Origin of the sequence: Hymenobacter sp. (assembly GCF_035709525.1) — a bacterium.
Lineage (GTDB): Bacteria > Bacteroidota > Bacteroidia > Cytophagales > Hymenobacteraceae > Hymenobacter.
In genome coordinates this window covers 1-22,092 of record NZ_DASTEP010000043.1, presented here as the reverse complement: position 1 = coordinate 22,092, position 22,092 = coordinate 1, and the positions used below count along the sequence as shown (strand labels likewise).

The window sequence follows — 22,092 nt, the reverse complement described above, 5'->3', positions numbered from 1 at the left end:
CGCGGCCTGATGCAAGGGCTTGGCAAAATCAGGGGCCTACTCCACGGTGAGGCGGGCTACCTGGGTGCCGGCCCGCACGATGTATACCCCACCGGGCAGGCCCGCCGGCAAGGCCAGCGTGGCCGTGCCCTCGGCGGTGGTAGTGGTGGCGTACACGGTGCGGCCCAGGGCGTCGAGCACCTGCACGGCTACCCCGGCGGGGGCCCCGCTAAGGGCCGCCCCGGCGTGCGTGGGGTTGGGGGCGAGGGCCAGGAGGCCGGCGCTGGCGCGGCCGTCGGCCACGCGCACGGTGCGCACAGGCGAGAAGGCAAAGGTGCCATCGGCGTCTACCTGCCGCAGGCGGTAGTAGAGGGCGTTGGCCCCGGCGGGCAGCTGGGCATCGCGGAAGGCGTAGGCGTGGGCCTGGGTGGTAGTGCCCTGGGCCGCTACGGTGCCCAGCTTGGCAAAGGCCACGCCGTCGAGGCTGCGCTCGATGTCGAAGCGGGTGCTGTTCTTTTCGCTGGCGGTGTGCCAGCTCAGGCCCACGGCCGCGCCCTGGGGCTGGGCCGCGAAGTCGAGCAGGCGCACGGGCAGCGGGTTCATCATGTTGCCGAGCGTCCAGATGCTGAAATCGGTGAGGCCGGTCTTCAGCACGCGGTTGTTGGGCACGTCGCTGGTGCCGCCCATGTTGGCCCAGGGGCCGTTGGGGCTGCTTTCGCTCTTATACAGCACTAGGTTGGCCTTCGGAATGCTGTTGAGCTCATGGTCGAAGTAGCTGAAGGTCATGTCCACGTTCAGGCCGGTGTTGGTGGCGGGCTGAATGTCGAAGTAGCGCTGAATGCTCTTGCTGGTGCCGTTGCCGCTGAGGGTAGTGCCCGTGGTGCGCACCACCGTGGTAGCGCCGGGGGCCACGCTGCCGCTGGCCGGAGCCAGCACCAACCCCAGGCCGCCAAAGTCGTCGGCGGCGCTGCCCAGCACGCGGTCAGTGGCCACGTTGCCGGTCACGTAGCTGGTTTCGGTTTCGGCGATGGTGGCCGTGGGGGCGAGCTGCGCCTGGAAGCTGCCCGTGGTGAGCACGCCGCTGGTCAAGGTCAGGCTTTGGGCCACGCCCATGCTTTGGGCCAGGGTCAGGTTGCCGCTGGGCTTGTTCACGGCCACGCGGCCAAAGAGCAGGCTACCGGGCTGGTTGATGGTTTGGTTGGTGCTGCCCACGAAGGCCACGGTGCCGGCCAGGCTGCTGGCCGAGCTGGTGTTGACCCAGCTGCCGTACACGTTGAGGGTGCCGTCGGCGGCGAGGCTCAGGCCATTGGTGCCGCTGATGTTGATGTCCTTGGTCTGGCCCGTGCCGGTAGTCACGCTGGGGGCGTTGGGCACGTTGCCGGGCAGCACGGCGCTGATGGCAGCCGTGGGCATCTGGCCGTAGCTCCAGTTGCGGCAGTCGGTCCAGTCGCTGCTCACGTTGCCGTTCCAGGTAGTGCTCGTGATGGCCGGCACGCTCACCGTCACGGTGGTGGTGCCGCTGGTGACGTTGCCAGCGGCGTCGGTCAAGGTCAGGGTCACGGTATTGGCCCCCAGGTTGGTGCAAGTGAAAGTATTGGGCGAGAGCACCGTGCTCCGGATGCCGCAGTTGTCGCTCAGCGGGCCGGTCATGATGTCGCTGGCCGCCAGCGTGAGGCTGCCCGAGGCGGGCAGGGCCAGCGCGGCCGGCTTCAGAAACACCGCCACGTTGGGCACGAGCACCGTAATGCGCTTCACGCTGTAGCCGGCGGCATTGTAGGCAAACGTCCAGTCGGGGTGGCCGCTGCCGCCTACCTGGCTGCCAATGCCCAGGTCGCCGGGGTTGGTAGCCACCGCCCAGTTGTTGTAGGCAAACACCGTTTGGCGGGCCGCCAGGTTGTGCACCTGAAACGAGCCGTAGCTGGCGCCGCTGCCTACCTGGTCGCCAAAATCATAGGTACTGGCGCTGGCGCCCGGCACGTTGTCGGCGTTGCCCGTCAGGTAGTTCAGGTGCCACATCTCGATGCGGCCGGGGCCCAGGTTGGTGCCGGTAGCCACGCCGGCGTTGGCGCTGGCATACACCGTGAGGTTGCTCACGTTCTGGTGCAGCGCCACGTTGTTGGTGGTGGGGTTGGGGAGGCCCAGGCCGGCCAGCGTGGGGGCAAAGTTGTCCATCGAGGTCCACACCCACTTGCTGCTGCTACCGTCGGTGAGCTCTACCAGGTAGGCCACGCGGCCGGGCTTGGCCACGGCGGCCCCGCTGTTGTCGATGCCGTAGGGCACGCCGTTCTGGTTGAAGGCTGCCACGTTGGGCGCGTCGAGCTGGTACAGAATGCCGTAGTTCACGGCCTCCGGCACGTTGGCCAGGGCCACGGCCGGGGCGGCGGGCAGCGGGCCGCTGCCCGCGCCGGGCTGCTGCACATCGGCCACGGCCACGGTCGTGATGGACGTGCTCTTTACCCCGTAGTCGTCGGCCACGGTCAGCAGCACGGGGTTGTTGCCGATTTCGGCGCAGTCGAAGCTCAGGGTAGCAGCGGGCTGCGCCGCGCCGTAGCTTACCTGGATGGCCAGCGCCTTGTTGGTGCCAAAGCAGGGGTCGCTGAAAATGTTGTTGTCGGCCTTTATCGTAAAGGTATTTTTGCCCAGTGCAGCGGCCTCCACCACACTCTGGCTGTTGGGGGCGTGGCAGCTGGGGCTCACGGTGTAGGTACCGTTGCTGTTGGCGATGGGCGCGCCGTAGCTGGCAAAAGCCACCGCCGTAAAGGTGGTGCCCGCCGGCGCGGTCAGCGTGATGGTGTTGCCCTCGGTGGCGTAGGCGCTCAATATCTTCTGGGCCCCGATGGTGAAGGTGCCGCAGTTGCTGCCCGCCGGGCCGGTATACAGGCTGGTGGCAGCCACCGTGGCCGTGCCCCCCGAGCTGAGGTAGAGGCTGGCCGGCTGCGCCGTGGCCGCCGGGCCGGTGCACATGGTAAAGGTGCCCGCCACGGTTTGCGTGCCGCAGGCCGTGCGGAAGCTGATGGGCCCGCTGGTGGCCCCGGCCGGCACCTGCGCCACCAGGATGGTGCCATCGGTGAGGGTGAAGGTGGCCGGCGTGCCATTAAAGCTAACCCCCGTCACGGCGCCCAGGCCCGTGCCACTGAGCGTGACATTGGCGGTGGGGCTGCCGCTGGTGGGGCTGTAGCTGGCCACGTCGGCGTTCGAGGTAAAGTCGTTGCCGGCCACCCAGTTGCTGCCCGTCCCGGTGAGGGCAAAGTTGGTGAGCGTGCCGTTGCGGGTATTGCCCGAGTTGTCGGTGAGGGTATTGGTGCTGGTGTTGGTGCCGCCGGCCGTGCCCTGGTCGAAGGAATAGCCCAGCACCAGGTTGCGCTGCGCGGTCAGGGCCTGGCTGTAGGTGTTGGCCAGCTGGGCGGCGGTGCGGGCGGTGTTCCACACGCGCAGCTCGTTGAGGCTGCCGCCGAAGAAGCGCCGCACGGTGCCGCCGTCGTTCCAGCCGCCCACGATGTAGGCCTGGGCGCTCACGCCGGCATTGGTCGTCACGGGCAGGGTATTCTGGGCCACCCCGTTGAGGTAAAACGTGAGCGTGCTGCTCGTGCTCGAGTACACGGCCGCCACGTGCGACCAGCTGCCCAGCGGCAGCTGAAACGCGCTGACGCCCGCCACGCCCCCGCCCACCGACAGCACCACCGCGCCATCGCTTTGCAGCTCGAAGTGCAGGATGCCGCCCACGAAGTTGTCGCCGTTGAGGATAGCCGCGTAGTCGCCGGCGGCCGGGTAGGCGCTGGGGTTCACCCAGGTTTCGATGGTGAGCTCGCTGCTGGCCGGCAGCGCGCCCGTGCTGCGCACGTAGTCGTTGGTGCCGTCGAGGTTGAGGGCATTATTGGGAGTGGTGCAGGCCAGCGCGGCCGTAGCCAGCGAACCTAACGGGCGGCGAGTGGGCCGCCCGGCGGCTGGCTGGGTGGCCGGGGCGCGGCCGGTGCCGGCCGCGCCGGCGGCCGGCGCGGCCCAGGTGCCCCCCAGCGGCAGCGCGAGCAGTGCGCCCACGCCGGTAGCTTTCGTGGCTAGCTTATGAATAGGAATAAAGAATTGCATGACAACTGATAGCAAGTAAAAAACGTAGTAAATACCGCCGCGCTTCTTCGGCGCAGCGGCTGGGGCTTAGCGGCCGGCCAGCACCATGGGCTGGCTGCCCACGGCCACGCTCACGGTGGCGCTCTGGCTGCCCGTGGGCTGGTCGCGGTCTACATAAATGGCGTAGTACTGGCGCTGCTCGGGCTGGCCGGGCACCAGGTTGGGGCGGGCGTCTTCGAGGCGGGCCTGGGTGTAGGTGCCCAGCAGCGAAAAAGCGTCTTCGCCGGTGCGGCAGCTGTACACCTGCACGGCCTGGTGGCCCATTTTGCGGTATTTCAGCACTACCGTGCCCAGCTCCACGCTGGCTACCAGGCGCGGGGCCTGCGCCTCTACGCGGGCGGTGGTGGGCTCGCCGGTAGCCACCAGCTCCAGCAGCGTCAGTACCTCGGTGGGCACGTTCACGATGTTCTTGATTTGCTTGGCGGCCCCGCGCACCGACTTGTCGGTGCTGGCGGCTTGCCGCTGAAAGGTGAGCAGGGCCGTGTCAAACTCCTTTTGGGCAGTCAGGCGCGCCTCGTGGGCGGCCAGCCAGGCCCGGGCCGCCGTGATGGAGTCGGCGTAGGTGCTCGTCGACACATTGAGCAGCCCGCAGGCTTTGTCGATGTTGGCCACGAAGTTTTCCAGGAATGCGGCGCGTTTAGCTTCTTGATGAGGGTACCAGTCTTTTTTCATATGAATAAGGAAAATGATAAAACTCATTTCAAAGCAACGACCCAAAAAGCACATTCGCACCATACCCACGATTATCTTTTTACCTCAACCGCCAGCATAGCCCTGGCAAGGCGCTTTTTGCACTAAAAAAAGTTTCAGGCCAACCATCACCCTTCCCACACCCTGTTACTTATGCGCTTTATTTCGCCTGTCAGGTCCTTTGCACCCGTTATTACACTTTTCCAATAATATAATTACTTTCCCGAAGCCAGCCAGCGTTACCAGCCTGAATAATGGCTACCTCCTCTTGGTACGGCCGAGTGCCTTACTTATTTTTATAACTTTACTTAATACAATTTTTGCTTTGCAGGAGCCAACACGGGTGCTGGCATGGACTGGCAGAAGCTTGGCGGCAGCAGGCGGCAGCTAAGGGCCGGTAGCCTGGGTCTGCCAGTTGCCGGCTAGTTATTTCCCAGCGGGCGTGGGGGCGCCCCCACGCTCGCTGGGGATGCCCCCACGCCCGCTGGGGGCGCCCCTACACCCGCTGGGGGCGCCCCCACGCCCGCTGGGGGAGTTCCCACGCCCGCTGGGGGAGTCCCCACGCCCGCTGGGGGTGCCCCCACGCTTGCCGAAAACGCCCCTACATCCGCTGGGGGCACCCCTACGACCAACAAAAACGCCCTTGCGCAAAGCCAGGGCGCGCAAAGCGGACAGCCGAAAGCCCGGTGGCCAAGCCAGGGCACCTCCCTCGGGGCCGCGCAGTGCAAGCCATAGCCCGGCGAGTTGCATGAGGGCCGGACCGGCTGCGCCAAGCACAAAAAAAGGGGCCGGCTACTTGCAGCCGGCCCCCAAGGCTTTGCGGGGTGCCCCTCCCCTAGTGCGCCAGCTTCACCACCAGCTGCTGGCTGCCCTGGCTGATGCGTAGGGCATACACGCCACCGGGCAGGGTAGCCGCGCCGGGCAGCGCCAGCTGCTCGGCCGCGGCGGCCGTGTGGCTGAGCACTAGCCGGCCCGTGGCATCGTAGAGCGCCAGGCGCACGGGCTCGGGGCCAAAGCCCGCCAGGCGCACGTGCAGCTCATCGGCCCAGGGGTTGGGATAGGCCTCGGCCCCGAAGGCCACGCCGCCCGCCGCCAGAGCCACCGCCCGCACCGGCGAGTAGTGGGCGCTGCCATCGAGGTCTACCTGCCGCAGGCGGTAGTAGAGGGTGCTGGCCCCGGCGGGCAGCTGGGCATCGCGGAAGGCATAGGCGCGGGCCTGGCTGGTAGTGCCACCGGCCGCCACCGTGCCCAGCCGGGCAAACGTGCGCCCGTCGAGGCTGCGCTCTATCTCAAAGTGGGCGCTGTTGACTTCCGAGGCCGTGTGCCAGGCTACATCTACGCCGGCCTGCCGCAGCTGGGCCGTGAAAGCGGTGAGCTGCACGGGCAGCGGCCCATCAGGCGGCAGCGCCGTAATGCTGAGGCGGCCGGCCGTGGCCGCGTCGGCCAGGCCGTAGGTGGGCGCGCCCACCACGGCAGCGGGTGCCACCCACGATGAGCCCCCGCCGCCGCCGCCCGAGTTGCCATTGAGGCCGGCCGCGCCGCCGCCGTAGTAGCCGCCGCCGCCGCCGCCATAGCCGCCCGAGCCGCCCTCGCCCTGGCTGCCCGCGATGCCGCCGCCGCCCACCGCACGCTGGGTAGCGCCCTTGCCCGGCACGTTGCCACTGAGGCCCACGCCGTCGCCGCCGTAGGGCGCGCCCCCGGTGCCGCCCTGCGGGGTGGGCGAGTTTATCCAGTCGGTGCCGCCCGCCCCGCCCGCCACCAGCAGGGCATTGCGCGTGGCGAGGTAATCGCCGGTGGGCACGCCAGCGCGGCGCAGGTCGGTGGCCCCGCCGCCGCTGCCCGCGCCACCGCCGCCGCCGCCGCCACCGTTGTAGCTATCCGCGCCCGAGCCATCGGCCCCCTGCTCGCCCACCACCACGGTCAGCACTTCGCCCGGCACCACCGCGATGGTAGCGCGCACCTCGGCCCCGGTAGACCGGGCCTGAATGCGGCTGACGCGGCCCCCGGCCGCGCCCACCGCCACCACGCTCAGGCGCGTGGTGCCTGCCGGCACGGTATACGTCTGGGGTTGCCCGGTATACACAAAGTCGGTGGTTTGGGCCAGGGCCGCCCCCGGCACCACTACCAGCAACAGCGCCGCCCGACGCAGCCATTTTTTTGCTTCTACTAACGATAAAGAACAGAACATAACCAATGGAATAGCAATCAAGTAATTTTTTAAGGATAAGCGGGACGCCCTAGCGGGCCCCCAGGGCACCCGGGCCGCCGGGCCGCAGCCCCAGTTGCCCCAGCCGCCCGGCCGGGAAATAAACCAGCAGCCCCTGGGCCGACTCGTGCGAAGTAGTGTGCATAGCAGTGACAGTTGGAAAGTGATTATCTACCACAAAGTACCCACTAAAAAATCATATTTTCAACCCCCGACTTGCAGTCTTTCCCCCAGAATTGCCCGCACACACTCGTAAAAGTACTTTTCTCACAAGAAAAATATTTCTACGGCCCACCTTATTAATCCTATTCCTTACAAAAACGCCCTTAATCGCTACTATGACGACCTTAAGGACAGTTGCATTACACCCGTAAGAAATATAATATTTACAATAGACAACAGCTATCATCTACCAGCCACCGTGCTAGCCAGCGTCTCCAACAAGGGCTACACAGTGCAATGCTTTTCTTTCAATAATTATATTATCAAACCCAGCGCCAACTACTTTATGGTGCTACCCGGCGGCCCGGGCCCCACGGCAGCCACCCGGCACGCGCCTACCCGCCGGGCCACGGGCACAAAAAAGCCCCCCGGCCACGCGGCCGGGGGGCTTGCTACTAGGGCGGGCGGGCGGCTAGCCCAGGCGCTCGATGGCGGCGCGCAGGCGCTGTCCTACCTCGCCCGTGCCCAGGATGGCGAGCGTCTCGAAGAGGTCGGGGCCGGCCCCGGCCCCGGTTACGGCCACGCGCAGGGCTTGCAGCACCTGGCCGGGCTTGAGGCCTTGGGCGGCCGTGGTGTCGTTGAAGATATTCTTGAGCACCTCGGCGTTGGCGCTGGGCTCCGAGTCGGCGGGCAGGGCATTGGCGTAGGCGGCGAGGGCAGCCGACACCTGCGGGTTCCACTTTTTGCTTACTACCACTTGGTCGTACTCGGTCGGGGCTTCGAAGAAGTACTTGGCCTCTTGCCAGAAATCCTGCGGGAAGCTCACGCGCTCCTTCATCACGCCTACCACCTGCTCGGCCTTGGCGGCCGAGCACTCAATGCCGTGCTCTTGCAGGGCCGTGAGCAGGTAGGGGGCCAGCTCGGCATCGGGCTTGGCGCGCAGGTAGTGCTCGTTGAACCACTTGATTTTGGCCTGGTCGAACTTGGCGGGCGACTTGCTCACGCGCTCAATCGAGAAGGCATCAATCAGCTCCGGCATCGAGAAAATCTCCTGGCTCGTGCCGGGGTTCCAGCCCAAAAAGGCCAGGAAGTTGACCAGCGCCTCGGGCAGGTAGCCCTCCTCGCGGTAGCCTTTGCTGATGGTAGGCTCGCCGGTTTCGGCGTCGGTGCCGCGCCACTCCAGCGCGAACACCGGGAAGCCGAGGCGGTCGCCGTCGCGCTTGCTGAGCTTGCCCGTGCCGTCGGGCTTGAGCAGCAGCGGCAGATGGGCAAACTGCGGCATGGTCTTTTCCCAGCCCAAATAGCGGTAGAGCAGCACGTGCAGCGGCGCGCTGGGCAGCCACTCCTCGCCCCGGATTACGTGGGAGATTTCCATCAGGTGGTCGTCCACAATGTTGGCGAGGTGGTAGGTCGGCATGCCGTCCGATTTCATCAGCACCTTGTCATCCACGGCCGACGAATGCACTACCACCCAGCCGCGAATGAGGTCCTGGAAGCGGATTTCCTCTTTGCGCGGCACCTTGAGGCGGATAACGTAGGGCGCGCCCGCGTCGAGCAGGGCCTGGGTTTCGTTTTCGGGCAAGGTCAGCGAGTTGCGCATCTGGGTGCGCGTAATGCTGTTGTACTGCGGGTTGGGCACCTTGGCGGCGGTGAGGCGCTCGCGCATAGCGTCCAGCTCTTCGGGCGTGTCGAAGGCGTAGTAGGCATAGCCGTCGCGGATGAGCTGGTCGGCGTAGGCGCGGTACATGGGTTTGCGCTCGCTCTGGCGGTAGGGCGCGTGGGGGCCGCCTACCCAGGGGCTTTCATCAAGCTCGATGCCCACCCACTCCAGGCTCTGGCGGATGTAATCTTCGGCGCCGGGCACAAACCGGTTCTGGTCGGTGTCCTCGATGCGCAGAATCATGGTGCCGCCCAGCTTGCGGGCCAGCAGGTAGTTATACAAAGCCGTGCGCACGCCGCCAATGTGCAGCGGCCCAGTGGGCGAGGGTGCAAAGCGCACCCGAACAGGTCTTTCACTCATAATGCCGCAAAGGTACGGGCGGGGTAATGAGTGAATGAGCGAGTTAGTGAATGAGTGAATAAATAGCTTGTGGCAAGCTGCTCACTCATTCACCAACTCACTCATTCACTCATTATCCCACCGCGATGCACGAAATCTCCACCTCCACGTCGCGCGGCAGGCGGCTTACTTCTACTGTCTCGCGGGCCGGGGCCGTGGCTTCCTCGAAGTACGTGCCGTATATCTGATTGATGGTGGCGAAGTTGCCCAGGTCTTTCACGAAGATGGAGCACTTCACTACATCGGTAAGTGCCAGCCCCGCCGCCGCCAGCACGGCGGTCAGGTTGCGCAGCACCTGGTGCGTCTGGGCGGCTACGTCGCCTTCGCCCACGAGCTGCCCGGCCGCACTCAGCGGTATCTGGCCCGAAACGTACACGGTATTGCCGGCTTTCACGGCCTGCGAGTAGGGGCCGATGGGCGCGGGCGCCTGGTCGGTGAGGATGATTTGATGCGCCATTGGTGAATGAGCGAATGAGTGGATGAGTGAATTACTGGTCGCAAATAACGCCAGAAGCCGCTCCCGTTTCCGGAAGCGGCTTCAGCGAGCAAACCTAAAATTCACTCCTTCACCAACTCACCGCTATTCCACCGTCACCGACTTGGCTAGGTTGCGGGGCTGGTCCACGTTGCAGCCGCGCATCACGGCGATGTGGTAGCTCAGCAATTGCAACGGAATCACCGACACGAGCGGCACGAGCACCTCCGAGGTATGGGGCACCTCAATCACAAACTCGGCCATGGCCGGGATAGTCGTGTCGCCTTCGGTTACCACGGCGATGATGCGGCCCTTACGGGCTTTCACCTCCTGGATGTTGCTCACCACCTTCTCATACGAGCTGTCTTTAGTAGCAATTACCACCACCGGCATGTTCTCGTCGATGAGGGCGATGGGGCCGTGCTTCATCTCGGCAGCCGGGTACCCCTCAGCATGGATGTAGCTGATTTCCTTGAGCTTGAGCGCACCTTCCAGCGCCACCGGGAAATTGTAGCCGCGGCCCAGATACAGGAAGTTGGGCACGTCCTTGAAGGTTTCGGCAATCTGCTGAATCTCAGCGTCGAGCTTCAGCGCTTTCTCTACCTTGCTCGGAATGTTGTGCAGTTCGGTAGTGAGCTCGCGCAGCTTGGTGTCGGAGATGGTGCCCCGGCGCTGCCCCATGCACATGGCCAGCAAGGTCAGCACCGTTACCTGGGCCGTGAAGGCTTTGGTCGAAGCCACCCCGATTTCGGGGCCGGCGTGGGTATAAGCGCCGGCGTCGGTAGCGCGCGCAATGCTGCTACCCACCACGTTGCAGATGCCGAAGATGGTCGCGCCCTTGCTCTTAGCGAGCTCCAAAGCAGCCAGCGTGTCGGCCGTTTCGCCGCTCTGCGAGATGGCGATTACGATGTCGCGCTCCGAGATAACGGGGTTGCGGTAGCGGAACTCCGAGGCGTATTCTACCTCCACCGGGAGGCGCGCCAGGTCCTCGATGAGGTACTCGGCCACCAGGCCGGCGTGCCAGGAGGTGCCGCAGGCCACGATGATGATGCGCTGGGCATTCACAAACTTCTGCTCGTAGGCCCGGAAGCCCGCCATGTTGAGGTGGCTACCGCCCTGCTCGAGGCGGCCGCGCATCGAGTCCAGAATAGACTTGGGCTGCTCGAAGATTTCCTTGAGCATAAAATGCTCGTAGCCACCTTTTTCAATGCTGTCTAGCTCCAGCTCCAGACGCTGGATGTAGGGCGTCTGCACCACGTCTTCGCGCGAGCGGATGGCCAGCTGCCCGTCTTTGATAACGGCCAGCTCGTAGTCGTTCACGTACACTACCTCGTTGGTGTACTCAATGATGGGCGTGGCATCGGAAGCCACGAAAAACTCGCCTTCGCCGATGCCGATAACCAGCGGCGAGCCTTTGCGGGCCGCGATGAGCTGGTCGGGCGCATCCTTGCTCAGCACCACGATGGCGTAGGCCCCTACTACCTCGTGCAGCGCCAGGCGCACGGCTTCTTCGAGCGAGCACTCATTTTGCTTCTGAATTTCCTCGATGAGGTTCACGAACACTTCCGTGTCGGTGTCGGAATGAAACACGTGACCCTGCTGCTCCAAGTGGGTTTTCAGGGCCGCGTAGTTCTCAATAATGCCGTTGTGGATGATGGCAATGCGCTCCGAGGTCGAGTAGTGCGGGTGGGCGTTCACGTCGTTGGGCTCGCCGTGGGTGGCCCAGCGGGTGTGGCCCATGCCCACGGTAGCGTGGGTATCCTTGTCCTGCAAAAAGCCTTCGAGGTCAGCTACTTTGCCTTTTTTCTTGTACACGCTCAGCGTGCCGTTGAGCAGGGCCACGCCGGCCGAGTCGTAGCCCCGGTATTCGAGGCGGTGTAGTCCTTTGAGAATAATGGGGCAGGCCTCACGATGGCCCAGGTACGCTACGATGCCGCACATGGCTAATAGGATAAAAGGATGTTGAAGTAAGTGTTACTAATGACGCTCTGGGCTGGCTGAAAGGCCGACTACCAACGCTACAAATCTTCGGCCGAACCGCCTGAAAAATAAACTATTGAAACAAAAAAAACCGGCCGCTGGCCCGCCCAAAGCGAAGCCAGCGGCCGGTTCGGAACTGCGAAGTTACGACAACCGGTAATATTATACCTTAGCTAGCCTAGTGGGCCAGCTCGTCATACAGAGCCTGGTACGACGAGAGCAGGTTTTCGTCGGCCGCTACCTGGCTCAGGCGCTTGCGCGAGGCGTACTCCTGAAACAGCCCGTTGAGGTTGTCCGAGAAGTCTTCGTCCGAGCGCACTACCGTGTCGGCGTACTCCATGCCCAGCTTCACGAAGCCCGAGAAATCGTTTGATTTCAGCTCCTTCAGCATGTCGTCTTCGATGTCGAGCATTTTGGCTTTTTCCACCAAGTCGCCCTCAAATTTGTCGCTGAACTCGTTGTTGTAAACCGTGAATACCGACTTGGCATCCTTGAAAACCGGGTCTTTCTTGTAAGTCGTTTTCAGGTAGAGCGGGATGAGCGAGGTCATCCAGTCGTTGCAGTGCACGATGTCGGGCGACCAGCCCAGCTTCTTCACCGTTTCGAGCACGCCTTTGCAAAAGAAGATGGCGCGCTCGTCGTTATCGGCGTAAAATTTGTCGTTTTTATCAACCAGCGCCGACTTGCGGTGGAAGTAATCTTCGTTGTCAATAAAATAAACTTGTAGCTTCGCGGTCGGAATCGAAGCTACCTTAATTACCAGCGGCTTTTCATCGTCGCCCACGGCAATGTTGATGCCCGAGAGGCGCACTACTTCGTGCAGCCGATTTTTGCGTTCATTGATAATGCCGAAGCGAGGCACGAAAATCCGGATTTCAGCCCCGGTCTCCTGCATTGCGGCCGGCAAGCGGCGCAGTAGCTCAGCCACTTTCGTGGTTTGCAGGAAGGGGTCTATTTCGGTGGCCGCGTACAGGATGCGCAACTTCGACATGATAGTAGGAAAAGATATTTAAAAAAAGGCCAAGGCTTGGCTACACAAAATTACGCATTTTTTAGCGAAAAATCAATATTATTCATCCAGCCCATTTTTTTTAGGATAAAAGCCAGATGCTTATTTTTACCACGGCGGCCGAGCTGCGCGCCTACGTTGAGCAGGCGCGCACGGCGGGCCGCCGCCTGGGCCTGGTGCCCACTATGGGGGCGCTGCACGCGGGCCACTTGCAGCTGGTGCGCGCCGCCGCGCAAGCCTGCGACGAAGTGATTGTTTCTGTGTTCGTTAACCCCACGCAGTTTAATAATCCCGACGACCTGCGCCTCTACCCGCGCCAGCCCGAGCAGGATGCCGCCCTGCTGGGCCCGGCCGGCTGCACGGCGCTTTTTCTGCCCTCCGTGGCCGAGGTGTACCCGCAGCCCACGGTGCTGCGCTTCGACTTTGGGGCGCTGGAGCGGGTGATGGAGGGCGCGCACCGGCCCGGCCACTTCAATGGCGTGGCCACGGTGGTGAGCAAGCTTTTTCACCTGGCGCGGCCGCACGCGGCTTACTTCGGGCAGAAGGATTTTCAGCAGGTAGCCATTGTGCGCCAGCTCGTTGCCGACTTGTCGTTTGACCTGGAGCTGGTGGTGTACCCCACGGTGCGCGAAGCCGACGGCCTGGCCATGTCGTCGCGCAACGCGCGCCTCACGCCGGCGGCGCGGGCCGTGGCCCCGCTCATCTACCAGGTGCTAGAGCAGGCCGCTGCGCAGGTGCGGCAGGGCACGCCGCCCGCCGAGGTGCAGGCCACGGCGCTGGCCGCGCTGGCGCAGGAGCCGCAATTCACGCCCGAGTACTTCGAGGTAGCCGACGCCCAAACCTTGCAGCCGGTGGCCGGCTACGCGCCGGGCCGGGCGGTAGTGCTGTGCGTGGCCGCGCACCTGGCCGGCGTGCGGCTGATTGACAATATGGTGGTATAATTCAATAAAATCGGTCGGTTTTGAATTTTACCGCGTTGGAAGAGTGCGCGTTGGGCGAGTAGCTTTGCCCGGCCGGGTATGGCGGTAGTTTCCTTTTTTTTCTGGCTTTTACGCACGCTTCGTATGCAGCTCACTTTTACTTCTTCGGCGCGCCTGCTGGCGCTGGTATCGCTCGTGGTGCTGGGCGCTTGCGACAAGAAAAAAAACGGGGTCGACCCTTCCGCGCCCATCCTCTACGGCATGAGCTGGGCCGTAGATGGGCAGCAGGTTTCCAACAATTCCGGCTATACTATCTCTAATGGCATGCTGATGCTCACGAGCGTGGTGAAGGCCAGCAACGGTACCGATGTGTCGACGCTCACCATCAGTGTGCCGGCCGCTACCGGCATCTACGACCTCGGCGTGGCGGTGCCCGGCAAGTCGTACACGGCTACGTACCAGACGTATAGCAACGGCGTCAGCACTACCTACACGGCCAACAATACTACCCGCACCGGCTCGGGCTTGGTCACGGTGTCGACCCTCGGCACGGAGGACATCATCGGGTCGTTTGAGTTTACGGGTGTGTCGGGCACCGGCGCGGCAGCTACCAGCAAGGCAGTAACTTACGGTAAGTTCAGCATTCGGCGGTAAGTAGTAGCGCGCACTTTGTAGTTCGCGTTCGTTAGGTGCACCCCAGTGCTCGCCCACGAACGCGAACTACCAAGTGCGCGCTACGGCTGCTCCCAGCTACGGCCGCGCCTGGCTGTAGTCAATTTCGGTGTTGTCGCCGAGGTTGAGGCTGTGGTTGAGCCCCCGAAACGAGGCGTCGGAGCCCACGATGCAGTCGTGCATCACGGCCGAGCTGAGCTCGGAATACGAGCCGATGATGCTGTCGCTCACGATGGTGCTGCGGATGATGGTGCCCTCGCCGATAGCCACGTTGGGGCCGATGATGGAGTGCGTGATGCGGCAGCCCGCCCCGATGCTGACGGGCGGAATCACGACCGTGTCGGTAAAATCGGGGTAGTCGTGGGGTTGGTAAAACTCGGGCTGGTCGAGCAGGCGGGCGTTGGCTTCGAGCAGGGTTTCCTTGCGGCCGCAGTCAAACCAGTTGTCCACGGCGGCGGGCAGCATGGGCTCGCCCTCTTCGATGAGGTGCATGAGGGCATCGGTGAGCTGAAACTCCTCGTGGGTGCGCTGGTCGGTAGCAATGAGCCACTCCAGCGCGCCGGCCAGCTTCTCGGCGTTGGCGATTTTGTAGAGGCCCACCAGCGCGTAGTTCGACTTCGGGATGCGCGGCTTCTCCACCACCCGGTTTACGCGGCCCTCGGCATCGGTTTCAACGATGCCGAACAAGCTAGGCGTTTTCACTTCCTTCACGGCCAGAATGGTGCCGGGCTGGGCCAGCAGGGCGGGCAGGTCTACGTCCACGATGGTGTCGCCGAGCAGAATGAGCACGCCGTCGGGGTCGTGCCGGAAGGTTTCGCGGGCCATGTAGAGCGCGTGGCCCAGGCCCTCGCGCGGGGCCTGCACCACGAAGGTGGCGTTGAGGTCGGGGTAGTGCTCGCGCACGTACTGCTCCACCTTTTCACCGAGGTAGCCGATGATGAAGACGTACTCGGTGAGGCCCGCCGCCTTCAGCCGGTCGATGATGTGGCCCAGAATGGTGTTGCCGGCCACCGGCACCAGGCTTTTGGGCTGCGTGTGGGTGTGGGGGCGCAGGCGCGAGCCGATGCCAGCAACGGGAATAATGGCTTTCATGTAGCTAAAGGTAAGGCGGGCAGCGGGGTGCGGCCGGAATATCGGAAGGGCTATACAACCACGGCGAAGCGCGTGCGTAATTTGCCCGGCCGGGCCACTAACCGCTAACCAGCGGGAGTGGTTCGGGCAATTCTCTCCCTATTTCTCACCGCTGGACCTCAAAACTAACGGCCAGCTTTTAGAAAACCCGCACCCCTTATGAAACGCCTTCTTCTTTACTTCGCCGCCATGGTCGTGATGCTCTCGCAATCGTCGTGCGGCTACAACGGCATGGTGCAGCGCGACCAGGCCGTGAAGGCCCAGGCCGGCAACCTGCAAAGCGCCTACCAGCGCCGCTCCGACCTCATCCCCAACCTGGTGAATACCGTGAAGGGTGCCGCCAAACAAGAGCAGGCTACCCTCACGGGCGTAATCGAGGCCCGCGCCAAGGCTACCAGCGTGCAGCTGAACGCCAACGACCTCACGCCCGAAAACATCCAGAAATTCCAGGCTGCCCAAAGCCAGCTTTCGGCGGGCCTGGGCCGCCTGCTGGCGGTGAGTGAGAACTACCCAGAGCTGAAAACTAATGCCAACTTCCAGGAGCTGCAAGCCCAGATTGAGGGCACCGAAAACCGCATCAACGTGGAGCGCAACAAGTTCAACAACGTCACCAACGACTACAACGGCTTCGTGAAGTCATTCCCCAATAACTTGTTCGCGGGCATGTTCGGCTTCAAGGAGAAGCCCTACTTCGAGGCCGACCCGGCCGCGGCCAAAGCGCCCACCGTTCAGTTTTAATGTGAGTGAAGAGTTGAGAGTTAAGAGTTAAGCGTTGCCGAATCGGTAGCCGAAAAACTCTTAACTCTCAACTTTTAACTCTTAACTCAAAGAAATGACTTCCCCTTTTACCCCGGCCCAGGAAGCAGTGATAGATGCTGCCATCAAGCAGGCTGAGCTGCGCACGGCGGGCGAAATCCGGCTGCACGTAGAGTCTAAGTGCACTACGCCCGAGCCGCTCGACCGGGCCGCGCAGGTGTTTGCCGAGCTCAAAATGCACCACACCAAGCAGCGCAACGGTGTGCTGTTTTACCTGGCCTGGCAGAGCCGGCAGTTTGCCGTGATTGGTGACGCGGGCATCAACTCGGTGGTGCCGGACGAGTTTTGGGAGGCCGTGAAGGAAGCCGTGATTGAGTTTTTCCGGCAAGAGCAGTACGTGGCCGGCCTCGAGCGCGGCATTCGGCTGGTGGGCGAGCAGCTGCGCCAGTTTTTCCCCTACGATGCCGCTACCGATGTAAACGAGCTGGACGATTCTATTTCTTACGGCGACGACACCCCCGCCAAGCCCCGCCGATGAACGTAGCGATTATTTTTCGACCCATTCCGCACGGCCTCAAGCCCTGGCGAGCCTTGTGGGCGCTTTTGCTACTATTGGCGCTGGCTCTGGTAGCCCGCGCGCAAGACATCCCACCGCGGCCTGACCCGCCGCGCCTGGTCAACGACTTTGCCCACGTGATGCAGCCGCAGGAGGTCGACGCGCTGGAGCGCAAGCTCGTAGCCTACGACGACAGCACGAGCTCGCAGATTGCCATCGTGACGGTGCCCTCGCTGGGCGGCAGCGATATTTTCGACTACGCCCAGAAGCTGTACCAGGCCTGGGGCATCGGCCGCAAGGGCAAGGATAACGGCCTGCTGATACTGGTGGCCGTGCAGGAGCATAAGGTGCGCACCCACACCGGCTACGGCCTCGAAGGCGCCATCCCCGACGCCCTCACCAAGCGCATCGGCGATAACACGTTTGCCCCCGCCTTCAAAAAAGGCCAGTACTACGCCGGCCTCGACCGGGGCACCGACCAGCTCATCGCCCTGGCCAAAGGCGAGTACAAAGCCGACCCGGCCGACGCCCGGCCGCGCGGCCGGCGCCACCGCGACAACTCAGGCTCGGGGCCGATTTTCTGGATAATCATCGGCGTGCTGGTACTCGTCTTCCTGCTTCGTGCGCGGGGCGGCGGGGGCCGGGGCGGGCGCGGCAGCCTGGGCGGCGGCTTCATGCCCCCCATCATCTTCGGCGACTTCTCGGGTGGCCGCGGCGTATTTGGCGGCGGCGGGGGCGGCTTTGGAGGAGGAGGTGGCGGCGGTGGTTTCGGCGGCTTTGGGGGCGGCAGCAGCGGCGGCGGCGGCAGCAGCAGCAGCTGGTAAGCGCAAGGAGCGAATAAGAGCGGGGCGAATGAGTTAATTGTGCTAGTGGCCATTAACTCATTCGCCCCGCTCTCCTTCGCTCCTCAATGAATCTTCGGCATATCAACCGCCAGGCTTTAGATTCCCTATGTGGCTGAATGCATAAAGAAAGTAGCTGAATGCTACCCAGTACAGGACAGCCATAAGCACATAACCTACGCGGCTGCCCGTGGTAATAGCCGCTGCTATCAGGTTGAGGAGGGCTCCCAGCCCTATCAGCCCCCATACCGCTATTATCTCCCAGATGCCTCCCAGGTAGCCTTCGGCATGGCGTGCTCCTACAAACAGCAACCCGGCCAGTGCCAGCAGCGGCCCGTTGAGGAGCGCCAGGCGGCCCAGATTTAAGCTGGGGTAGTCGGGCTCCTCGGGGAAGGGAAACTCCGGTTCAGTAGAATCTTTCATGAGTGGGCCGTTAAGTGGTTCAAGCCCAACAGCGGCAACATCCGTGCCTACTGTTCGTCAGCGAGTACCTCTTTGTAAAACGGCCGCTCGTAGAACGGCCGCAGCAGGCGCACTACCTCCAACGCGTCGGCCAGAGCCTCGTGGGCTACGTGGGGCTCGGGCACCCCTGAGCGCGCCTGGCAGATGAGCATACTCGGCAGGCGCGAGTCTTTGTGCCAGTTGAGGTAGAAAGCGGCCGGGTCGAGCACGGCGGGCTCGGCCCGGATGATGGTGCCCCAACCAGGCAGCTGGCGCAAAAACGGGATGTCAAACACCCCGATATTCTTGCCGGCAATGGTGAAGCTGACCCGGTCCTTAGCGTCAGTCTTGAAGCCGTTGGCCAGCAGAAACGCGCGCAGCTGTGGCAGCACCTCGGCGGGCGTGCAGATGTCGGGCGCGTCGGCGTTGGTCTTGTCAGCTAGCTCTTCGAGCAGGCGGGCATTGAGAGCGAGCGCGCCCGCCGTGCCCGTTAGTTCGGGGTGGCGCAGGGCGCGCCGGAAGCTGGGCAGTTCGGTTAGCGGCGTGGTGGCGGTGCGGCGGGTGTCTTCGACCACGGCCGCCAGCTCCAGCACCTGGTGCCGGAGCGGGTCGGAGCCGCTGGTTTCGAGGTCCAGGGAAACGTAGCGCATAAAGTGAATGGGTTAATGAGCGAGTTGGTGAATCAACTACGTAAGCAGCCCTTCACTCATTCGCTCATTCACCCATTCACTCTTCAATTTTCTTCCCAGCGCAAGTCGAGCAGGCGCAGCTGCAAGGTGCGCTGGCCCCGAAACTCGTTCATCTCCAAGATATAGCACGCCTGCACGGGCACCTCGGGCTGCTCCAGCAGGCGCGGCAGGTAGTGGCCCAGCCCAAAGCCAATGGCATCGAGCACCACGCCCGGCGACTGCTCGGGCTGGGTGAGGCGCAGCTTGAGGTGGCCGGCCTGGCCTACCGGCCGCACCGAGCCGGGCACCGCCAGCAGCCCCGCGCTGGCAAACACCGGGGCCGGGTTGCCGGGGCCGTAGGGCTCCAGGCGCTGCATTTCGAGGAGAAAATCAGCGGTGAGCTGCGTAAAATCGAGCCACGAGTCGATGTCGACCGGGCGCACGGGCTGCTGGCCCTTGGGCACGCGGGCCGCCACCTCGCGCATAAACTGCGCCCGGAAAGCGGGCAGGTTTTCGACGGGCAGCGTGAGGCCGGCCGCCGCCCGGTGCCCGCCAAACTGGCTCAGCAGCGGCGCGCAGGCCTCCAGCACCTCGTGCACGTCGAAGCCCGCGATGGAGCGCGACGAGCCGGTGGCCATGCCGTCTTTCTCGGTCAAGATGACGGTGGGGCGGTAGTACTGGTCGAGGCAGCGCGAGGCCACAATGCCCAGCACGCCCTGCGGCCAGTGCGGCTGAAACAGCACGGTAGCCGGCGCGGTGGTCCCCTCGGGGTCGTCAGCTATCAGGGCCAGCGCCTCCTGGGTGGTGCGCGCGTCGGAGAGGCGGCGCTCCTGGTTCATGTGGTCGACTACCTCGGCCGTGTAGCGGGCCTCCTGCTGGGTTTCGGCCAGCAGCATGTTCACGGCGCGGTGGGCGTCGCCCATGCGCCCGGCCGCGTTGATGCGCGGCGCAAAACCAAACACCAACGAGCTGAGGCTCAGTGGCCCCTGGCGCGGGGCGGCCAGCTCGTGCAGCGCGGCCAGGCCGGGGCGCAGGCCATTATGGGGGTGAGGGGGTGAGGAGGTAAGGGCGTGGTGCGGGCGCGGGGCGGGGCCGTCGGCCGTGTCCGAAGCCGCTTGCTCCACGGGCGCTTGGGTGGCCTGGGCGGCGGCCGCCTGGGTCACGTTGAAGCGGCGCAGGCCGTGGGCGGCCAGCACGCGGTTTTCGCCGGTCACGGGCACCACGTCGGCCGCGATGCTCACCGTCACGAGGTCGAGCTGCGCGTAGAGCGGGGCCAGCGGCAAGTTTAGCTTTTCCGTGAGACCTTGCAAGAGCTTGAAGCCCACGCCGCAGCCCGACAGCTCGGGATACGGGTAGCTGCAATCGGGGCGCTTGGGGTCGAGCACGGCCACGGCGGCGGGCAGCTCCTCGCCGGGCAGGTGGTGGTCGCAGATGATGAAATCGAGGCCCAGCTCGTTGGCGTGGGCTACCTGCTCCACGGCTTTCACGCCGCAGTCGAGCGCGATTACCAGGCCGAAGCCGTGGGCCTTGGCAAAGTCCACGGCCTGCATCGAGATGCCGTAGCCCTCGCGGTGCCGGTCGGGGATGTAGGGCTGGAGGCGGCTCTGGGCCTCGGGCGTGTCGGGGGCATCGGCCAGGGGGCGCAGGTAGCTCACCACCAGCGCTACCGACGTGATGCCGTCGACGTCGTAGTCGCCGAGCACCAGAATTTTCTCGCCGCCGTGCAGCGCTTTAATCACCCGCGCCACGGCGCAGTCCATGTCGCACATCAGCCAGGGCGCGGGCAGGTCGGCGAGTTGGGGCTCGAAAAAAGCCCGCGCCGCCGCCGCCGACGCGATGCCGCGCTGGGCCAGCAGCCGCGCCAGCACCGGGCTGATGGCCAGCGCCTCCCCCAGGCCCGCCACCGTCGCCGGGTCGGGGTCGGGGGCAAAAATCCAGCGTTTAAGGGGTATAACAGCCATTAATAGATTAAAAAAGGAATAGCCTCAAAAGTACGCAGAAAATAGCCGCCGTATTTTTGCGCGCCTTCCCTCTTGCTTATGAGCCGCTTGCGTACTTTTTTTCGGCAATACCGCCAGTACATCCTCTCCGATGGCCTGATGTACGTGGTATTTATCCTGGTTCTGGGGCTGATGTTCCTGCTGTTTGGGTAGGTAGCACCAACATTTCGCAGGGTTTCGCGAGGTTTTTGGCTCGGCGAAACCCTGCGCCCTAACCCTGCGAAACCCTGCGGGAAGTAGGCCGGGGTAAGCTGTGGCTCGTCCTAATCACTACCTGCCAGCGAAACGCCCAGCACCAGCGTAGCGCGTAGCGCGTGATGCCCGCCGCCGCCAGCAGCCGCTGCCAGTCGGCCCGCGAAAAGGCCCGCGCCACCGAGAGCGGCGCATCGTGCTGCACCAGGCGCGAGCCGCCCAGCAGCCGCGTGAGGTATTTGATGCTGTAGTAGGCCAGTGGGTGGCGGTGCAGGTCGTTGATAACGACCGCTACCTGCGCCTGCTGCTGCCAGCGGCGCAACAGCGCCACCAGCTCGGCATCGGTGAAGTGGTGGCAGAAAAGGCTGGCCGTGAGCACGTCGTAGGGCTGCGCGGCAAACCCGGGCGCGAAAATATCGAGCTGCGCGTAGCTGATTTCGGGGTAGGCCCGGCTTTTGGCCGCCGCGTAATCCAGCATAAAGGCGTTGGCATCGACGCCCACCAGCGCCACGGGCACCCCGCGCCGCCGCGCCCAGGCCGCGATGCGGCGCAAGGTGTCGCCGCCGCCGCTGCCCAGGTCGGCCAGGCGCAGGGGGCGGCCCGCTGGGAAGTGCGGCCGCAGCCGGGCCAGCGCCGCCAGCACCGGCCGGTAGCCGCCGAGCCAGGTGTTCACGGTTTCGAGCTCGTCGAGGTTCTGGCGCAGCTCGTCGGTAGCGAGGCTGAGGTCGTCCATGAGCTCGGGCGTGGTAGCGCGGGTGCGGAAGTTCATGCCCGTAAAGGTGGCGCGTGCGCGGCGGGCGGGCCGAGTACCAGCCAGCATCTTAAAAAATATTTTTTCGAATACCCACTAGCAGCATACCTTGCCGCCGCCAACGGCAACCGACGCTACCTCAGCGGCTTAGTGCGGTGGCTGGCGGTACCCTTTATTTTCTCACTTTTTATTTCTTTTTCAGTGATGACAAGCCTACACACACACACACCGCTGGCTGCTGCTGCTGGCAGGCTGGCTCTGGAGCGCAATAGCCATGGGACAAGCTAGCACCAACTGCCCGCCGCCCGTGAGCATTCCGGCCAGCCACCTGCTGGGCGCCGCCGGGCAAACGACCACCCTGAGCGGCGGCAACAGCTACGCCGGCGACTACCAAGTGCTCGGCGACCTGGTACTCACCAACGGCACTTACACGCTCACGCCCGGCACCACGTTCTACGTGAATGGCCGCGCTACCAGA

The 22,092-nt window shown here is 64.1% G+C and carries 18 protein-coding genes; 6 read left to right on the top strand and 12 right to left on the bottom strand.

The features are described 5' to 3' along the window. Positions 1 to 36 precede the first annotated feature (36 nt). The 7 genes from VFO93_RS03720 to VFO93_RS03690 all read right to left on the bottom strand — a co-directional run bounded on the left by VFO93_RS03720 (position 37) and on the right by VFO93_RS03690 (position 12,667). Complete coding sequence (locus VFO93_RS03720) at positions 37 to 4,065, bottom strand: LamG-like jellyroll fold domain-containing protein (RefSeq protein ID WP_325132972.1); 4,029 nt, start codon at positions 4,063 to 4,065, stop codon at positions 37 to 39. A 66-nt stretch (positions 4,066 to 4,131) separates the two neighbouring features. Continuing rightward, a complete protein-coding gene (locus tag VFO93_RS03715) occupies positions 4,132 to 4,776 on the bottom strand; it encodes a hypothetical protein (protein ID WP_325132971.1) in 645 nt (214 codons plus the stop codon). An 853-nt stretch (positions 4,777 to 5,629) separates the two neighbouring features. Continuing rightward, positions 5,630 to 6,982 carry a T9SS type A sorting domain-containing protein gene (locus VFO93_RS03710; RefSeq protein WP_325132970.1) on the bottom strand — a complete coding sequence of 451 codons (1,353 nt, stop codon included), beginning with the start codon at positions 6,980 to 6,982 and terminating at the stop codon, positions 5,630 to 5,632. Positions 6,983 to 7,634: 652 nt separating this feature from the next. After that, positions 7,635 to 9,182 (bottom strand): glutamate--tRNA ligase, encoded by a 1,548-nt coding sequence (gltX, locus tag VFO93_RS03705; protein WP_325132969.1) that lies wholly within the window; start codon positions 9,180 to 9,182, stop codon positions 7,635 to 7,637. Positions 9,183 to 9,294: 112 nt separating this feature from the next. Beyond that, on the bottom strand, positions 9,295 to 9,678 hold the full coding sequence (locus VFO93_RS03700) for a Rid family detoxifying hydrolase (RefSeq protein ID WP_325132968.1): 384 nt from the start codon (positions 9,676 to 9,678) through the stop codon (positions 9,295 to 9,297). A 123-nt stretch (positions 9,679 to 9,801) separates the two neighbouring features. Then, the gene (gene glmS, locus VFO93_RS03695; RefSeq protein WP_325132967.1) at positions 9,802 to 11,637 is read right to left on the bottom strand and encodes a glutamine--fructose-6-phosphate transaminase (isomerizing); all 1,836 of its coding nucleotides are present in this window, start codon (positions 11,635 to 11,637) and stop codon (positions 9,802 to 9,804) included. Between the two features lie 217 nt (positions 11,638 to 11,854). Next, on the bottom strand, positions 11,855 to 12,667 hold the full coding sequence (locus tag VFO93_RS03690) for a glycogen/starch synthase (RefSeq protein ID WP_325132966.1): 813 nt from the start codon (positions 12,665 to 12,667) through the stop codon (positions 11,855 to 11,857). Positions 12,668 to 12,783: 116 nt separating this feature from the next. On the opposite strand from VFO93_RS03690, the gene panC reads away from it, so the two are divergent. Together panC and VFO93_RS03680 are read left to right on the top strand one after the other, a co-directional pair. Then, complete coding sequence (gene panC / locus VFO93_RS03685) at positions 12,784 to 13,626, top strand: pantoate--beta-alanine ligase (protein WP_325132965.1); 843 nt, start codon at positions 12,784 to 12,786, stop codon at positions 13,624 to 13,626. Positions 13,627 to 13,749: 123 nt separating this feature from the next. Next, complete coding sequence (locus VFO93_RS03680) at positions 13,750 to 14,259, top strand: hypothetical protein (protein WP_325132964.1); 510 nt, start codon at positions 13,750 to 13,752, stop codon at positions 14,257 to 14,259. Between the two features lie 96 nt (positions 14,260 to 14,355). Here the strand turns inward: VFO93_RS03680 and VFO93_RS03675 are convergent, their stop codons facing one another. Beyond that, complete coding sequence (locus VFO93_RS03675; protein ID WP_325132963.1) at positions 14,356 to 15,369, bottom strand: sugar phosphate nucleotidyltransferase; 1,014 nt, start codon at positions 15,367 to 15,369, stop codon at positions 14,356 to 14,358. Positions 15,370 to 15,567: 198 nt separating this feature from the next. On the opposite strand from VFO93_RS03675, the gene VFO93_RS03670 reads away from it, so the two are divergent. From VFO93_RS03670 to VFO93_RS03660, 3 genes are all read left to right on the top strand, one after another. Further along, positions 15,568 to 16,146, top strand: coding sequence for a LemA family protein (locus VFO93_RS03670; protein WP_325132962.1), 579 nt, complete (start codon positions 15,568 to 15,570; stop codon positions 16,144 to 16,146). 94 nt (positions 16,147 to 16,240) lie between these two features. Beyond that, positions 16,241 to 16,702, top strand: coding sequence for a TPM domain-containing protein (locus VFO93_RS03665; protein ID WP_325132961.1), 462 nt, complete (start codon positions 16,241 to 16,243; stop codon positions 16,700 to 16,702). Further along, complete coding sequence (locus VFO93_RS03660) at positions 16,699 to 17,544, top strand: TPM domain-containing protein (RefSeq protein ID WP_325132960.1); 846 nt, start codon at positions 16,699 to 16,701, stop codon at positions 17,542 to 17,544. Before VFO93_RS03665 ends, VFO93_RS03660 begins: the two co-directional genes overlap by 4 nt. A 102-nt stretch (positions 17,545 to 17,646) precedes the next feature. Here the strand turns inward: VFO93_RS03660 and VFO93_RS03655 are convergent, their stop codons facing one another. From VFO93_RS03655 to VFO93_RS03640, 4 genes are all read right to left on the bottom strand, one after another. Continuing rightward, complete coding sequence (locus VFO93_RS03655; protein WP_325132959.1) at positions 17,647 to 17,985, bottom strand: hypothetical protein; 339 nt, start codon at positions 17,983 to 17,985, stop codon at positions 17,647 to 17,649. Positions 17,986 to 18,032: 47 nt separating this feature from the next. Continuing rightward, positions 18,033 to 18,653, bottom strand: coding sequence for a hypothetical protein (locus VFO93_RS03650; RefSeq protein WP_325132958.1), 621 nt, complete (start codon positions 18,651 to 18,653; stop codon positions 18,033 to 18,035). Positions 18,654 to 18,736: 83 nt separating this feature from the next. Beyond that, positions 18,737 to 20,632 (bottom strand): single-stranded-DNA-specific exonuclease RecJ, encoded by a 1,896-nt coding sequence (locus VFO93_RS03645; protein ID WP_325132957.1) that lies wholly within the window; start codon positions 20,630 to 20,632, stop codon positions 18,737 to 18,739. A 250-nt stretch (positions 20,633 to 20,882) separates the two neighbouring features. Beyond that, the gene (locus VFO93_RS03640; RefSeq protein ID WP_325132956.1) at positions 20,883 to 21,683 is read right to left on the bottom strand and encodes a methyltransferase domain-containing protein; all 801 of its coding nucleotides are present in this window, start codon (positions 21,681 to 21,683) and stop codon (positions 20,883 to 20,885) included. 205 nt (positions 21,684 to 21,888) lie between these two features. Between VFO93_RS03640 and VFO93_RS03635 the strand changes: the two genes are divergently transcribed. Beyond that, on the top strand, positions 21,889 to 22,092 hold a 204-nt coding region (locus VFO93_RS03635; RefSeq protein ID WP_325132955.1), incomplete at its 3' end, for a hypothetical protein.